This window comes from Rhizobium phaseoli, from assembly GCF_010668805.1.
In the GTDB taxonomy this organism is placed as follows: Bacteria; Pseudomonadota; Alphaproteobacteria; order Rhizobiales; family Rhizobiaceae; genus Rhizobium; species Rhizobium phaseoli_A.
Map to the genome: position 1 here is coordinate 346,119 of NZ_WUFT01000001.1, position 15,009 is coordinate 361,127.

Annotated in this window: 16 protein-coding genes and 1 tRNA gene; 9 read left to right on the forward strand and 8 right to left on the reverse strand. The window is 60.7% G+C overall.

The features are described 5' to 3' along the window. Positions 1 to 165: 165 nt before the first annotated feature. From yidC to rpmH, 3 genes are read right to left on the reverse strand one after another with little or no spacing between them, the layout of a single operon-like run. The gene (yidC, locus tag GR197_RS01810; RefSeq protein ID WP_164006328.1) at positions 166 to 1,959 is read right to left on the reverse strand and encodes a membrane protein insertase YidC; all 1,794 of its coding nucleotides are present in this window, start codon (positions 1,957 to 1,959) and stop codon (positions 166 to 168) included. Then, positions 1,959 to 2,360, reverse strand: coding sequence for a ribonuclease P protein component (rnpA, locus tag GR197_RS01815; RefSeq protein ID WP_164006329.1), 402 nt, complete (start codon positions 2,358 to 2,360; stop codon positions 1,959 to 1,961). Before rnpA ends, yidC begins: the two co-directional genes overlap by 1 nt. Before the next feature lie 21 nt (positions 2,361 to 2,381). Beyond that, positions 2,382 to 2,516 (reverse strand): 50S ribosomal protein L34, encoded by a 135-nt coding sequence (gene rpmH / locus GR197_RS01820; RefSeq protein WP_007633697.1) that lies wholly within the window; start codon positions 2,514 to 2,516, stop codon positions 2,382 to 2,384. 419 nt (positions 2,517 to 2,935) lie between these two features. On the opposite strand from rpmH, the gene GR197_RS01825 reads away from it, so the two are divergent. The 4 genes from GR197_RS01825 to GR197_RS01840 all read left to right on the forward strand — a co-directional run bounded on the left by GR197_RS01825 (position 2,936) and on the right by GR197_RS01840 (position 7,851). After that, a complete protein-coding gene (locus GR197_RS01825; RefSeq protein WP_164006330.1) occupies positions 2,936 to 4,933 on the forward strand; it encodes a methyl-accepting chemotaxis protein in 1,998 nt (665 codons plus the stop codon). A 344-nt stretch (positions 4,934 to 5,277) separates the two neighbouring features. Next, complete coding sequence (locus GR197_RS01830; RefSeq protein ID WP_164006331.1) at positions 5,278 to 6,810, forward strand: ATP-binding protein; 1,533 nt, start codon at positions 5,278 to 5,280, stop codon at positions 6,808 to 6,810. A gap of 122 nt (positions 6,811 to 6,932) precedes the next feature. Next, positions 6,933 to 7,009, forward strand: a tRNA-Arg gene (locus tag GR197_RS01835). A gap of 185 nt (positions 7,010 to 7,194) precedes the next feature. Next, positions 7,195 to 7,851: a DNA methyltransferase gene (locus GR197_RS01840; RefSeq protein ID WP_164006332.1), complete on the forward strand. Its 657-nt coding sequence runs from the start codon at positions 7,195 to 7,197 to the stop codon at positions 7,849 to 7,851. Between the two features lie 56 nt (positions 7,852 to 7,907). Here the strand turns inward: GR197_RS01840 and GR197_RS01845 are convergent, their stop codons facing one another. The 3 genes from GR197_RS01845 to GR197_RS01855 all read right to left on the reverse strand — a co-directional run bounded on the left by GR197_RS01845 (position 7,908) and on the right by GR197_RS01855 (position 9,527). Beyond that, entirely contained in the window at positions 7,908 to 8,333 is a 426-nt protein-coding gene (locus GR197_RS01845; protein WP_164006333.1) for a hypothetical protein, read from the reverse strand. 295 nt (positions 8,334 to 8,628) lie between these two features. Next, positions 8,629 to 8,874, reverse strand: a complete 246-nt coding sequence (locus GR197_RS01850; RefSeq protein ID WP_003588894.1) for a DUF982 domain-containing protein — start codon at positions 8,872 to 8,874, stop codon at positions 8,629 to 8,631. Positions 8,875 to 9,005: 131 nt separating this feature from the next. After that, positions 9,006 to 9,527 carry a hypothetical protein gene (locus tag GR197_RS01855; protein ID WP_164006334.1) on the reverse strand — a complete coding sequence of 174 codons (522 nt, stop codon included), beginning with the start codon at positions 9,525 to 9,527 and terminating at the stop codon, positions 9,006 to 9,008. Between the two features lie 189 nt (positions 9,528 to 9,716). Between GR197_RS01855 and GR197_RS01860 the strand changes: the two genes are divergently transcribed. Together GR197_RS01860 and GR197_RS01865 are read left to right on the forward strand one after the other, a co-directional pair. Next, positions 9,717 to 9,920: a hypothetical protein gene (locus GR197_RS01860; RefSeq protein WP_164006012.1), complete on the forward strand. Its 204-nt coding sequence runs from the start codon at positions 9,717 to 9,719 to the stop codon at positions 9,918 to 9,920. Positions 9,921 to 9,973: 53 nt separating this feature from the next. After that, positions 9,974 to 10,270: a eukaryotic translation initiation factor eIF-2-beta/eIF-5 family protein gene (locus GR197_RS01865; protein ID WP_164006335.1), complete on the forward strand. Its 297-nt coding sequence runs from the start codon at positions 9,974 to 9,976 to the stop codon at positions 10,268 to 10,270. A gap of 27 nt (positions 10,271 to 10,297) precedes the next feature. Here the strand turns inward: GR197_RS01865 and GR197_RS01870 are convergent, their stop codons facing one another. Next, positions 10,298 to 11,173 carry a LysR substrate-binding domain-containing protein gene (locus GR197_RS01870; protein WP_164006336.1) on the reverse strand — a complete coding sequence of 292 codons (876 nt, stop codon included), beginning with the start codon at positions 11,171 to 11,173 and terminating at the stop codon, positions 10,298 to 10,300. A gap of 116 nt (positions 11,174 to 11,289) precedes the next feature. On the opposite strand from GR197_RS01870, the gene GR197_RS01875 reads away from it, so the two are divergent. Continuing rightward, entirely contained in the window at positions 11,290 to 11,994 is a 705-nt protein-coding gene (locus GR197_RS01875) for an SDR family oxidoreductase (RefSeq protein ID WP_164006337.1), read from the forward strand. A gap of 4 nt (positions 11,995 to 11,998) precedes the next feature. Further along, a complete protein-coding gene (locus GR197_RS01880) occupies positions 11,999 to 12,607 on the forward strand; it encodes a pyridoxamine 5'-phosphate oxidase family protein (RefSeq protein ID WP_204330004.1) in 609 nt (202 codons plus the stop codon). 44 nt (positions 12,608 to 12,651) lie between these two features. On the opposite strand, the gene GR197_RS01885 is transcribed toward GR197_RS01880, so the two are convergent. Beyond that, positions 12,652 to 14,109 (reverse strand): hypothetical protein, encoded by a 1,458-nt coding sequence (locus GR197_RS01885; RefSeq protein WP_164006338.1) that lies wholly within the window; start codon positions 14,107 to 14,109, stop codon positions 12,652 to 12,654. Positions 14,110 to 14,377: 268 nt separating this feature from the next. Between GR197_RS01885 and GR197_RS01890 the strand changes: the two genes are divergently transcribed. Then, positions 14,378 to 14,965: a hypothetical protein gene (locus tag GR197_RS01890; protein WP_164006581.1), complete on the forward strand. Its 588-nt coding sequence runs from the start codon at positions 14,378 to 14,380 to the stop codon at positions 14,963 to 14,965. Positions 14,966 to 15,009 lie beyond the last annotated feature (44 nt).

Sequence of the window (15,009 nt, forward strand, 5' to 3'; positions counted from 1 at the left end):
TTAAATAGTTAGAGCATGATGTCGTCCGAAAACCGCACACACTTTTCGGCATCATGCTCTGAAGCGGACGTCGGGCAGGATGATTATCACAGATCCGAAAAGAAAAAGCCCCGCCGAAGCGGGGCTTGTCTATCGCACTTTGAGCTGCAGCAATCTGCAGCGGCGTCATTTCGACGGCGCCGGTTTTCGTCGGAACAGACCCTTCAGATTGTCGAAGAGTTCGACCTTGACGCCGTGGCGCTTCATGATCACCGACTGCTGGGCGACCGAGAGCGTGTTGTTCCAGGCCCAGTAGATGACCAGACCGGCCGGGAAGCTTGCCAGCATGAACATGAACACCAGCGGCATCCAGGTGAAGATCATCGCCTGCGTCGGATCGGGCGGCGTCGGGTTCATGCGCATCTGCAGGAACATGGTGACGCCCATGATCAGCGGCCAGACGCCGAGATGCAGCAAGGTCGGAGCCTCGAAGGGCAGCAGGCCGAACAGGTTGACGATCGACGTCGGATCGGGCGCCGAGAGATCCTTGATCCAGCCGAAGAACGGCGCATGCCGCATCTCGATGGTGATGTAGATCACCTTGTAGAGCGAGAAGAAGATCGGGATCTGCAGCGCCACCGGCCAGCAGCCGGCAATCGGGTTGATCTTCTCTTCCTTATAGAGCTGCATGGTCGCCTGCTGCAGCCCCATGCGGTCGTCGGCGAATTTCGCCTTCAGCTCCTCCATCTTCGGCTGCATGCGCTTCATGTTCGCCATCGAAGCATATTGCTTGCTGGCGAGCGGGAAGAACAGCGCCTTGACGACGATGGTGGTGCACAGGATCGCCACGCCGAAATTGCCGAAGAAGCGATAGAAGAAGTCCATCAGCTTGAACATTGGCTTGGTGATGAAATAGAACCAGCCCCAGTCGATCAGCCGGTCGAACTTCGGGATCGAGTAGCTGGTCTCGTAGCCGTCGATGACAGGCACTTCCTTGGCGCCGGCGAAGACGAGGTTCTTGAGCTCGATCGATTGGCCCGGCGCAACGGTGAAGGCATCTTCCTTGTAGTCGGCCTGATAGCGTGGCTGGCCATCGGCAAAATGCGAGAAGCGCGCTTCATAGGCGGCACTCTGCGGCGGAATGATCGTCGCGGCCCAATATTTGTCGGTAATGCCAAGCCAGCCGCCGGTGGATTTCGCCGGCATGACGGCTTCCTTCTCGGCGGCGGCATATTTGGTTTCGACGAGGCCATCCTCACCGATGACGCCGATGAAGCCTTCATGCAGGACGTAGACGGAGGGCGTCGTCGGCTTGTTGTAACGTGTGACGCGGCCGTAGGAGGAGAGCGATGCAGGCGCCTGGCCGGCATTTGCGATCTTGTCGGCGACGGTGAACATATAGCGTTCGTCGACGGAAATCGTCCGCGTAAAGGTCAGGCCCTTGTTATTGGTATAGGAAAGCGTCACCGGCGTCTTCTCGGTGAGCTTGGCGCCTTCCGGCGCCGTCCAGAGCGTCGAGGCCCCGGGAACGTCGCCCGTGGCGTCGCTGCCGATATAGCCGAGCTCGGTGAAGTAGCCGTCCTTGGTTTCGGCCGGGCTGAACAGGGTGATGGTCGGGCTCGAGTCGTCGACGGTCTCGTGATAGCCCTTGAGCTTCAGGTCGTCGAGCCGGGCGCCGGCAAGGTTGATCGAGCCGGAAAGCGCAGGAGTATCGATGACGACGCGAGGGGTCTTTGCGAGCGCCTGCTCAAGCGTCGCCGTGGCGACGGCCTGACCGGAAGGCGCTGTGCCATTCGTCGGGGCGGGCGTCGCACCGTCGGCGGCAGGCTGCTGCACCTGTTCGGTCTTCTGCTGCGCCTTCTGGGCTTCCTGCGCCTTGCGCTGGGCCTCGATCCGCGGGTTCATATAGAGAAACTGCCAGCCGAGGACGATCAGCACCGAGAGAGCGATCGCAATGAAGTAATTGCGGTTTTTTTCCATCATACGTTCCTGGGGCGTCCGTCTCCGGAGCGCCGGGGTTTCGGCCTGGTTTCCACGCGAAATTTCAGTTCCGCGGCCAATTCTTTGAAGGACGCTTTAAGCACGTCCCTGCGCGCGACAACCACATAGTCGTGTCCGGGCTGCATTGCAAACCCCGCATGAAGCCGCACCGCCTCTTTCAGGCGGCGGCGCATACGGTTCCGTTCGACCGCGTTGCCATGTTTTTTGGTGACTGTGAAACCGACGCGGGCCTGGCTGTCGGGTTCCTTCCGGTCGAGGACTTCGAGAAGGAAGAAGCCGCCGCGGCGTTTTTCGCCCTCGCGCGCAGCAAGAAACTGCGGGCGGCTCTTCAGCCGCCCGACAGTGTGTTTTTCTTCTTTGGTCGTCAATTCGCCCGCCATCTCTTCTCGGGCAACCCGGCCTTAAGCCGAAAGACGCTTGCGGCCCTGCGCGCGGCGGGCAACGATGACCTTGCGGCCACCTTTTGTGGCCATGCGCGCACGGAAACCGTGGCGACGCTTGCGAACAAGCTTGGATGGTTGGTAGGTACGCTTCATTTATTTAAACACCGCGGAGTGCGGCCCTTCTTGAATTTGCATAATGCAAGGAGCGTTGTTTTTCGAACGGGCGGGCCATGAAAGGCTGAATGACCGGACGTGCGGCGGCTTATACGGATGAAGCCTGTGAAAGTCAATTATACCGAATAATTTCACTTTGCGCCGTCGGCTTGACAAGTATTTTCGCACTCTGGTGTTAAGAATCTGGACATGCCCCGACTGGTTGTAGTTTTGCCGCCGCTGCAGATGGACAGCCCGGTTTTCAAGGGTTTCCGCCTCCCGATCAAAGCCGACATGGATCATTTTCCGTCGCCACAATCGTAAACATTGGAAATCTAACTTTAATAAATTTCGCCGATATTCGGATCATCGGCTGGGAATGTGCTTTCCAGATAGTCGCGTCGCAAGGGGGCATTGCATTGAAGATCCGTGGCAAAATTAATCTGCTGGTTTGCGTGATGGGCGCAGTGGCGCTTTTGATCGGCGCAACGGCGTTGTCGGCCATGCACGAATACAATCGCAACCTGACCGCCTATGAGGAGGCCGCCGCCCGCGCCTATGCCGGCGAACGCCTCAACCGTTTCGTGACCGCCGTGGTCATGGAAGCGCGCGGCATCTATGCCGCCAAGACGATCAAGGACACGCCGAACTTCGCCAAGGGCATTATGACCGATCTCGAGGAGATCGATAAGGTCATCGCGGGCTGGGCGCCGCTCGTTCCCGCGGCCGAGAAGGATGATTTCGCCAAGCTCGTCGCCCGCGCCGCGGAATTCCGCACCTTCCGCACCGAGACCGCCCGTCTCGGCACCGAAGTCGGACCCGAGGCGGCCAGCGCCCAGGGCAACAATGATGCCAATCGCGCCAACCGCAAGGCGTTCCAGGCCGAAATCGACGCCGTCGTCACCACCGACAAGGCAGCGCTCGAAACCGTCAACACCGAGATCGAAAGCTTCCGCACCTGGGTGCTGATGCTGGTCCTCAGCATCACCGGCATCGGCATCGCCGTCGGCATTGGCATGGGCTTTTATATCGGCACCAGCCATCTGAGCCGCCCGATCAAGCGCGTCACCCGGGCGATCAACGAGGTCGCCAGCGGCAATTTCGATGCCGAGGTTCCCTTCGCCGGGCGCCAGGATGAAATCGGCGAGATGGCCGCAGCCGTTGCGGTCTTCAAGGCCAACGGCCTTGCCGTCCAGCGCCTGAACGCCCAGGAGACGGCGATGCGCGCCAAGAGCGACGACCTGCAGTCGAGCATGTCCGTCGTCGTGGCTGCGGCTGCGGCCGGCGACTTCGGCCACCGCATCAGCAAGGACTACGAGGACGAAAACCTCAACCGCTTCGCCGGCAACATCAACACGCTGCTGTCGAGCGTCGATGCCGGCATCGGCGAGACCCGCCGCGTCATTGCAAGCCTTGCCGATGGCGACCTCACCCAGACGATGAACGGCAACTTCCAGGGCGCCTTCGCCGAGCTGCAGCAGAACGTCAACAACACCTTCGTCACCCTGCAGGCGACGATGCGCGAAGTGCGCCAGACGACGGAAGCAATGAACGGCAACACCGCCGAGCTGCGCAATGCCAGCGACGACCTGTCGAAGCGCACCGAGCAGCAGGCCGCGGCCCTCGAACAGACCTCCGCGGCACTCGATCAGATCACCGCCGTCGTTCAGAATTCCACCGAGCGGGCGCATGAAGCCACCATCATGGTGTCGGAAGCCAAGGACAAGTCCGGCGCATCAGGCGTCGTCGTCGGCAATGCCGTCGAGGCCATGGGCCGCATCGAGCAGGCATCGCGCGAAATCAGCCAGATCATCAACGTCATCGACGAGATCGCCTTCCAGACCAACCTGCTGGCGCTGAACGCCGGCGTCGAGGCGGCACGCGCCGGCGAGGCCGGCAAGGGCTTTGCGGTTGTGGCACAGGAAGTGCGCGAGCTCGCCCAGCGTTCGGCAAAGGCTGCCAAGGACATCAAGGCGCTGATCACCAAGTCGGGCAACGAGGTGCAGGTCGGCGTCAAGCTCGTCCAGGCGACCGGCGAGGCGCTGGCCGAAATCGGCACTCGCGTCATTGCCATCAACGATCATATCCATTCGATCGCCACGGCTGCGACCGAACAGTCGACCGGCCTCAAGGAAGTCAATACCGCCGTCAACCAGATGGACCAGGTCACCCAGCAGAACGCCGCCATGGTCGAAGAGACCTCCGCCGCCACGCACAGGCTTTCGGCCGAAGCCGGTGGGCTGGTACAACTCATTTCCCGTTTCAAACTGTCGGATGATGCACCGGCGCCGGTGGCGCTTGTTCGCAATGAGCCGCAAAGGCCGGTCGCTTCGCCCGCCCGCCGGGCGATCGCCAAGGTCGCCCGCGCCTTCGGCGGCAATGCGGCCGCGGCAGAGCAGAGCTGGGAAGAGTTCTGATCTGTTATTGACCATCGCTATTTCTAACGCCGCCTCCGGGCGGCGTTAGTTTTTTCTGCCCGGTCCGCGCTGGCGAAGACCCCGCCCCAAACCCCTCCCCACAAGGGGAGGGGCTTAACCTGTCGCACCGGCGCTTCCCACTTCACCGTCTCATCCGCGGAAAGGCTGATATTTGCTGCGCGGGCGCCGCAAATTAGTCCCTCCCCCTTGTGGGGAGGGGCCGCCTCCGGGCGGCGTTTCTTTGTGACGACGTGACGCTGCTCGCAAAGATTTGAAAGCGGAGCCGTTTGGTCTAATATAGAGCGAGAGGGCGGCTGAAGTGCAGCCGTTCGGGCGAGACGAGAATGCCGGTACAAGATCAGGGCGACAATCCTTCGGCAGAAATCCCCGCGGCCGGCGAGGCCGCAAGGGCGCCGTGCCCGTCTGCTGGCATGTTTGGCGGCATGTTCGGCGGATTGTCGGGCAAGCTGCTCTGGCTCACCGTCTTCTTTATCATGCTCGCCGAAATTCTGATCTTCTTCCCCTCGGTTGCCAGCATGCGCATCCGCTGGCTGGAGGAAAGGCTGAACACGGCCGCCGCCGCCGCCATCGTCATCGATGGGCTGCAGCCGGTCGAGCTGCCGCGCGCGCTGCAGAAGGAGACGCTGGAGGCGACCGGCACCAAGGCGATCGTGCTGCGTAAGGATGGCACCTCACGGCTGCTGGCGACGACCGATATGCCGACCTCGGTCGACGAGGCCTATGATCTCACCGACGTGCCGCCGGCAACGGCAATCCGCGATGCGCTCGACACCTTGATCTTCGGCGGCGGCAGGATGATCCGCGTCTACGGCCCGGTCGGCGACACCAATACCGGCGTCGAGGTGGTGATGAAGGACAAGCAGCTGCGCACGGCGATGTTTGCCTATTCCCGCAACGTTCTCCTGCTGTCGGTGCTGATCGCGCTGTTCACTGCGACGCTGATCTTCTTTGCGATCAACCGCATCCTGATCGGCCCGATCCGCCGGCTGACCGGCAGCATGCAGCAATTCTCCTCCGATCCCGAAAACCCCGCCCATATCTATATCGGCGATGGCGGCCGCGACGAACTGGCGGTCGCCGGCCGCAATCTCACCTCGATGCAGATGGAGCTGCAGAAGACGCTGAAGCAGCAGAAGAACCTTGCCGCTCTCGGTCTCGCCGTCTCCAAGATCAATCACGATATGCGCAATATCCTGGCCTCGGCGCAGCTGATGTCCGATCGGCTGGTCGATGTCGATGATCCGATGGTCAAGAGCTTCGCCCCGAAGCTGCTGCGCACCATCGACCGCGCCGTCGGCTATACCACCGAGGTCCTGTCCTACGGCAAGGCGAGCGAATCGGCACCGCGCCGCCGCCAGATCCTGCTTTTGGAACTCACCCAGGACGTCAAGGACATGCTGGCGATCGATCCGCAAAGCGGCATCGAATTCGCCGAGCAGATCGGCGCCGATCTCAAGGTCGATGCCGATGGCGAGCAGCTGTTCCGCGTCATCCACAATCTCTGCCGCAACGCGCTGCAGGCGCTGACCGCGCCGGGCGAGGCTGCCCCGGGCGGCGTCAGGCGCATCACCGTCGCCGCCCAGCGGGTCGGCAGCGTCGTCAGCATCACGGTCGATGATACCGGCCCCGGCATGCCGCTCAAGGCCCGCCAGAACCTCTTTGCCGCCTTCCGCGGCTCCGCCCGCTCCGGCGGCACCGGCCTTGGCCTCACCATCGCCCGCGAGCTGGTGCTCGCCCATGGCGGCACGATCGCGCTGGTGGAGAAACCGACTGTAGGCACCCAGTTCCGCATCGAGATCCCCGATCGCCCGGTTTCGCTGGAGGATTACCGCAGCCGGACGCACCTTGAGAAGTGACCGGATTTCGAAAGCCGCGGCCGCAAATTATGAAACGCGCGATTTTTTCCGAAATGCTCTTGCATTGTCCCGAAGGACGCTTTAGAGGATCGCCCACGCAAGCGGCACCGCCGCAATTGCACGCACCCGTAGCTCAGCTGGATAGAGCACCAGACTACGAATCTGGGGGTCAGGAGTTCGAATCTCTTCGGGTGCGCCATTTCCTTTCATCGCCTGTAATTCCGCTTGGTATATGAAGGGCAACGTCATCTGACGTGTATTCCCTGACACCGTGTATAATCGAACCAGCATCTGCCGCTGGGTCGCGACCAGACGATCGAGCTCTTCCCACGGTTCCAGCGGAGGAACTGTGTCCGGTGGCATTGCCTGCGGAGGAAGTTTGCCGTGGCAATTTCAGATTTATTGACGGTCTCCAACCGACATGAATTTTCCCTTCCGGATTTTCAGCACGGGGATGAAATCAGGTTTCCCGGCGCTTTGGTGTCGGCATTGCTTGATCGGTTTACAAAATCAGGAGACGCCGTATTCGATCCCTTTGTCGGCTTGGGGACGACTTTCTTTGTCTGCGAGCAAAGGGGCCGAATCCCCTATGGGATAGAAGCCGACCGGCAGAGATATGAATGGGTCGGGGAACGCATCACGACAAAGCATCATCTCTTCTGCGGTGATAGTGCGGAGCTGGCAGCCTTCGATTTTCCCGAGATGGATTTCTGCATCACATCGCCGCCATACATGCCCCATTGGCATCAATGGAACCCGCTCTACAACGGCGATCCGGATTATGACGGCTATGACATCTATCTGAAAAGAATGCAGGAAATATACGGCCGGATCTGCAAACGCATGAAGACGAACGCCTATCTTGTCGTTCAGGCCGACAATCTGACCAGCGAACAATTCTCTCCCCTTGTCTGGGATCTGGGAAGAGCTTTGTCGGAGGTCATGACGCTCGAGGGGGAAATTATGGTGAATTGGTCTGATGCGGTGGAAAACGGCAACCGATTCACCCAGTGCCTCGTATTCAAGAATGCAAGCGGATGAAAAGTTCGCCGCGATGGCCGCTACAGTCTGCGCCCCCAAGGCAGCGAAGCGAAAAACTATTGCTTGGCCGGGAAGTCCCTTTCATAGGCTTCCCTTTCTTCCTTCCCAGAGGCGGATGAGTAATAGCCACTGCAGATGAGATAAGAGCACTCATCCGGGTCGCCCATTTCCCATCCCGGCAGGCAGGTTACCACGCGCTGGAATTTTTCATTGCAAAGGCCGTGGTTTGCCAAGAGCCGCGGCTCGTTTCCGAAATACGCGCTTATGGCTTTCTGGCGAGTCCATGCAGGAACGACTTTCCAATCAGCGGCGCCGCCCTCAGCGCTGACATTGCCGGTCGCACAGAGCGACCAGTTGGAAATCACGATCGGCTGATCGCAGGCAAAAGTCTGGACGGTGCTTCCCAGCAGGATCGAAACCAGTGCCAGCAACCGCTGGCCATAGATCATCGCGCCCTTCTCCCTCACGCCGAACTTTCGCATTCCGGCCTCCAACCGTGTGCAATTGCCTGTCCCTGATGGGATCAGGCGATCTCAAAAGACGCCCTAAGATTTTTTTCCTAGTTCATGAAACGTTCTTACGCTGGATTGCTCGCCGTTGCAACCATGGAATGTTGAATGTCGAAGAATATTGTGGCGATAGGTGATGCGGACGCTCGGGCCGGTCTTTCCGACCGCACGCGTGAGAGAACGACAAAAGCCGCACCAATGCCAAAAGCCGCCGGCTCGTGCCTCTCGGTGGAGGCGTCACGCCCAACAGAGTCCAAATGCCCTGGCGCTACTCCTTGATCGGGATGCCGGCTTCGATTGCAGCTTCGATAAAGGCCTGCCGCGCCTCTTCCCGGTTTCGTTTGCCCGACATGACATCCGCGCAAACCGCGCACGCCCGATCGAGCGCAGGGCCCTCCTCGGTCGGCCAGTCTTCGACCAGCGCCCATGTTGCGGCCTGGGTCGTCTGGATCACCACCCACTGATCCGGGCCTTCAAGGGCTAACGTCACCGGCTTTTTCCAAATGGTTTGCATTGTCTGAGGATCTCCGCTGCGTGCTCTCTGTCGCCTCCTCACATAAGGCTGTTTATCCAGCGTGGCGAGGCGACTGCTAGAACGAGATGGTTTTTTCGAGCAAAGCCGATTGCAAGCTTATGCAGCGCTTCTCAAAAATCCTGGGCGAATTCACACGCCAGCAATGTTTTGCCCGGCAAGGCCTCTCCCTGGCGGGCGACGATCGAGATCTTTCCAGGCCCGGCAAGTCCCGCTTCGGGTTGCTGATCTGCTGGAAGCTCGCGCGAATAACCCTTGGTGGATGTTCCGAGCAGGTCCGAACTTTCCGGCTTCAACCCGTATTTTTTCGCCAGATCGTCAGCGCGTTCTCCCTCGACCAGAATCCCGACCGCGTTGCTGGAAAAGAAAACCTCGGTCGATTTGAAGCCGTCGCGGCCTATCTGGTTCGGAATCTTGTAGATCGCTGCACCGAGCGACGAGGTGTCCGGCTTGGCCAGAGCTTCCGCTGCGTCATAGATCTCCATAGTGGATGTCATCGAATAGGGTGGTTTGCACAGCGCCGCGTCAAAGAACTTGCTATTGGCCGGAGCGGCCATGACGCCTTCGGCTTGAAATGCCGCAATAGCGACGCCTAGCGAGAAGGCGGCGTAGTGAATGAATTTGGCGTTGTGCATGTCATATTCCCGAAAGTAACTGCAGTTGGTCGCATTCGTGTGCGAATTCCACGTGCTTAGGGGATTCGGAGCGGGATTGCCACCTTGAGTTTAGTTTTCGGCCTTTTCGAAAGTGCCGCCAGATGTCTAATTACAGGTCGCTGTCCGGCTCGGATTGAGCGGCTTCGCCTGTCGAGACAGAGCATCACAGTGTCCTTACGACAGCAGGAAAGCCATGATCGCAGCTATATCGATGAAATCATCATGTTTTGCGCCGGCCTGTGGATGGCGCTCGTCGGCTTTGGTTATCTGCCGCTGCCCGGCTATTCGGCCAAACCGCCTCTGGTTCTTCACTTCAAGTGGATGGGTCCCCTGCTGCTCGTCATCGCCATCGTTCTGGCCGCCGGCTCATAGGCTCGCCATTCTGGAGACCGGAGAGGCTTGCAAGCTCAGGCTGGAGTGAACCAATGAACAATATAATGGCCTGCTCATCGTGCGGATTGGACAAGACAGAATCGATCGTGCACCGCGGTTCGTACATTCTTCGATGCGCCGCCTGCGGCGAGGCAATCGTCGCGACATCATCCATGGGCATGTTCGACTCGGATCACACGTTTTCAGGCTTTGCCGATCCAGGTCCCGGCAAACACCCTGCTCCAGAGATGCTCATCGCTCGTGGACCGTTCCGGCAGATCTCAACGACAATCAGCGGCGCGGCGCGTAACGGAACGCTTATACGCCTGATCCCTGAACCCAAGGATTGAAATCCGACTTGGCGTCGGTTGACCGGTTTAACCGACCGACAGCCGCGCCGCGCACCAGTGCCATACCGCATCGACCGCCTTTCGCGGTGATGACGAGCGTTTGCGGATAAGGAAGTAGTCCGGTTCGATCGTCGTCGGCGCATCGATCACCTGCACCAGCCGCCCCGCCTCGAGATCCGCCGCCACGAACGCCCGGCACGCCAAGGCGACGCCCTGGCCGGCCAGCGCCGCATCAAGTGCCAGCGTCGTGTGGTTGAATACAGCACCCGGCAGCTTCTCGCGCGATCGCAGGACGAGCGGCCAGGGGCTGACTGTGTCATGCAGAAGCGGCAGCCTGCGAAGCTCGTCGGCCGTCAGCGGAAGCGGCAGGTCCTTGACCAGGTGGGGACTGGCGACCGCGACCAGCTCCTGGCGGAACAGTAGCCTGGCCTCCAGGGAGGCCGGAAAAGGCCCGCGAGTCAGCCGCACCGCAATGTCCACCTGATCGCGGTCGAAGTCGGACAGCGCCTCGGTGGCGACCGTCCGCAGTTCCACGTCGGGAAGGGCTGCCTTGAACTCGGCGAGGCGCGGGATCAGCAGCTTGGCGGCGACCGTCGGGGTGACGCTGATCGTCACGGCATCCGGCCGGGCGAGAAGCCGTCCGGTCGCCTCACTGAGCGTATCGAAGGCACGGGTCACATCGGCAAGATAGGCAGCGCCCTGCGGGGTCAGAGCCAGTCCGCGCGGCAGGCGCTGAAACAGCATCAGGCCGAGTTGATCTTCCAGCGCGCGTACCTGTTGCGCCACCGCCCCCTGTGACACCCCCAGTTCCTCGGCAGCGGCGCGGAAATTCAACCTGCGGCCAGAGACTTCGAAGGCGCGGAGCGCATTCAGCGGCGGCAGCTTGCGGCGGGGTTTGACCATGGGATTTTCCGGAGGCTTTCCAGTAGATTTTCTACAGTCTGACATGTTTCTTTCTGAGGCGAAAGTCAGCGCTGTCTCTGGCATACTGCTTGGCAATTCAACGATTGGAGGCTCGGATGTCTAAAGAAAAAGTCGCTCTCATCACTGCAGGCGGTTCCGGCATGGGTGCCGCCGCAGCAAGGAAACTGGCTGCGGATGGCTATCGCATTGCGGTGCTCTCCTCGTCGGGCAAGGGCGAGGCGCTCGCCAAAGAATTGGGCGGTGTCGGCGTCACCGGCTCGAACCTGGTGAACGACGATGTCAAGCGGCTCGTCGATCTGGCGATGGAGAAATGGGGGCGGATCGACGCGCTGGTCAATTCCGCTGGCCATGGGCCGCGCGCGCCGATCCTCGAAATTACCGATGAGGACTGGCACAAGGGCATGGAGGTCTACTTCCTCAGCGCCGTGCGGCCGATCCGCCTGGTCACGCCGATCATGGAGGCCCAGGGCGGCGGCGCCATCGTCAACATCTCAACGGCATGGGCTTTCGAGCCGTCGGCGATGTTCCCCACCTCGGCCTTCGCCAGGGCCGGGCTGGCAAGCTTCACCAAAATCTTTTCCGATACCTATGCGGCGAAGAACATTCGCATGAACAATGTCCTGCCCGGCTGGATCGACAGCCTGCCCGCCACCGACGAGCGGCGCGACAGCGTGCCGATGGGCCGCTATGGCACGGCCGAGGAAATCGCCGCAACGGTTGCCTTCCTGCTGTCTGAGGGCGCCGGCTACATCACCGGCCAGAATATCCGCGTCGACGGCGGCATTACCCGCTCCGTTTGACGCCATGGAGACCGATTATGAAGCGTCGCCGTTGAACCTCGCCGATATAGACGCTTCGGCATGGCGAGAGCTGGAAGCAGCGGCAGCAAACCCGCAGTCGGGTTTCCGGTTCTTGAACCTCTGCTCCGTCGATGCGGAGCAGAGGCCGCAGGCGCGCATGGTGGTCCTGCGGCGCGCCGACGGGTCATTGCGGGTTCTGGAATTTCACACTGATATGCGCAGCCCGAAGTGGCGGGAGTTTTCGGCAAATCCGCATGCCACGGTCCTTGGCTTCTGCCCGCAGACGCGGTTGCAGTTTCGGCTGCAGGGGATGGTCGAACTGCATGCAGCCGGCAGCGATCAGGCCAAGGCCGCCTGGGACAAGCTGTCCCCTTGGACGCGGACAACCTATGCCGGCGGTCCGCCCGGGGACGAGCGTGCCTTTGACGCCGTCGACGCGGCGGCTCTGTCGAAACCTTCGGATGAGGCTGAGGGAAAGCCGCATTTCGGCCTGCTGATCTTTCGCGCCCGGACGCTGGACTGGTTCGAGTTGCGCCAGCAGGACAATCGAAGGGCGCTGCTGACCTATGACGAGACAGGCGCTCTTGCAGCCTGTCGATGGGCTAATCCATGATATGGGGCCACGATATGGGGCCACGATATGGGATGGGCGCGCCCTCACGGGCGCAGCCGAACGACGATCGAAGCTCCCGGGAGGCTCAACTGTTCAGCCATTGCCTCCAGATCTTTCCCATCCGTTCCCGCCAGCACAATGCGGCCATCCATGATAGGCTCCCTCATCCAGGGTTCCATGACGACTGTATCTTTGACCAGCAACTGCGTTTGCCGTCCCAATGCGGCTTGCGTGAAATCGCGGAATTTGGCGGCGCTTTCCGGAGTGAGCAGGATATTCAGGCCTTGGTCATAGGACACAGGGGACCTGGCAACCTCCGCGCTTTTCACCTCGAGCGAGACAGGCGCGATCGCCTTGCCTTCGTCACTGCCTGTCGCAACGGCCGTTTCTTGCGCTGCCGGCGGCACCTGCTTGGTTGACAGCTCGTCCAGGATGCCCGGCCCGGCCTTTTCAGATGGCAGCGGCTCGACATGCAGATCGGGCGTCTGCAAGACCTTGGCCGTCAGCACAGCGGGGAGCGGCAAGCGTGCCGGCATGTCCTCTCGCAGGATGTGGGTGTATGTGCGCAACACAAACCCGCCGGTGGTCACGCTGACGATCTCGGTGGCTTCGACCGCCGAGCCATCGTCCAGCGACACCACGAATTTGACGCTTCGGGTTTTGCCGGCGCGTTTGATGGAAGCCAGCTGATCGGCGGTAAGGTTCTTTACCCGTTCGGGAAAGGCCGCCATCATCTTTGCCATCGCCGGCTCCTGCGCTTGGCTCAAAGCTGCAGGGTCGAATTCTTCCGAGACGGAAAGAGTTGCCGTATGGGAGGCCGCGTCGGTGGACTCAAGGGTCCAGGTCGACGTCACGGCGACATTGACGCCATTATAATCCTCGATCCGCGACCCCACCGCGGCTTGCCCGATCTGCATGACCTGGTCCTGATAGAATTGTCCCGACGCGAGCAGCTGCGACTCCGGCACCAAGGCGGTGACAATCAGCAGCGGGTTTTGCTCTATCTTGCCGATGATGCCATTGACCCCGTTCTCTCCACCCGGCGCATTGGCGGCCATCTCCCGCATATGCGCCAGGATCCGATCGACGCCGACTGGATTGCTGGGGAAGCCGTTCAAATCCGTTTCGAGCTCGAGCGTGCTGGTGCCAGAGGCTGCCAGGGAGTTCCGATAGAGCAGGTTCATCTGATAGCTGTCGGCAGGGCCCGTGGTGCCTTCCGGCAGCTCGGCGTTGAGCGACCAACGAACCCGCATACCGGCTTCATCCCGCGACAAAACCGTCATGCGTGGGTGAAATACGCCCCGCGCCGTCACCGAGGCGCCTGAATTGTCGAACCAAAACGACATATCGCTTTCGGTTGCTTTTTGAACGCTGTAGCCACGCTCGACGCCGGTCGCCGGCCCATAGCCGGGGATGGTGACGCCGTCGTCGGACCATGCCGGACCGGAGAGCGCGACGCCGACGCAAAACCAGACCACTCTTTTCCAGTGCGATGATTTCATGCTGCCTAGCCTCTGACATCCCTGCCAACACTTTAGCAGGAAGACCTCGGTGATATAAGATCAGGACTAAGAATATTTTCCTAGCCCATGGATCGTTCCCGCGCTAGGTTGCACGCAATGCAACCATGGAATGCCGGATGTCGAGCAAATTTTTCCCTATCGGCGAGGTGATCGCCTCGACGAGCTTTGGCCGTCGCCTGCAGAATTCCCGGCCTCGCAAGGTTGGCGTCTTGCCGAAGGGGCGGACGGCAATGAGGGCGAGGGGCTGATGGTGGAATTCAACCCGCGTGACAAGAGCCGAACCAGCGCCGGAAAGACGCGGGCGATGGTGCGCAAGCATACCGCTCCGCCCGGCGGGACGGATGACGGCAGCCTGCGCTGGCAATGGTTGACGATCCAGCTGCTGGAATCGCCGGCTTTCACGACATTGAGCGCCAATGCCTGTCGCGCCTTCTTCCGCATCGTCATCGAACACACATCGCACGCTGCCTTGGAAAACGGCAAGCTTATCGTGACCCATCCCCAATTCGTGTCCTACGGCGTCACCGGCGAATATGTTGCCGATGCGCTCGATGAGCTGGAATATAAGGGGCTGATCAAAGTTCGCCGCGGCCGGGCAGGCAACGGGGTCGCGCATCCCAACCGGTTCACGCTGACTTTTGTGGGAGACTATGAAGGTGCGCCACCCACCGATGAGTGGCAGCGGTGCACGGCTGAAAACTGCCGGAAATGGTCCGAGACCGACCGCAAACTTGCCGCCGACAAACGCGGGCACGTCGGCAGGAAGAAAAAAATCCCACTTCGGGATCCCGAAATTCCCCCGCTTCGGAATCCCGAAATCCGCCGCGCTTCGTGAGCGGTGACCCTTGGGAAATATTCAAGGATTTCAATGCCCCAACC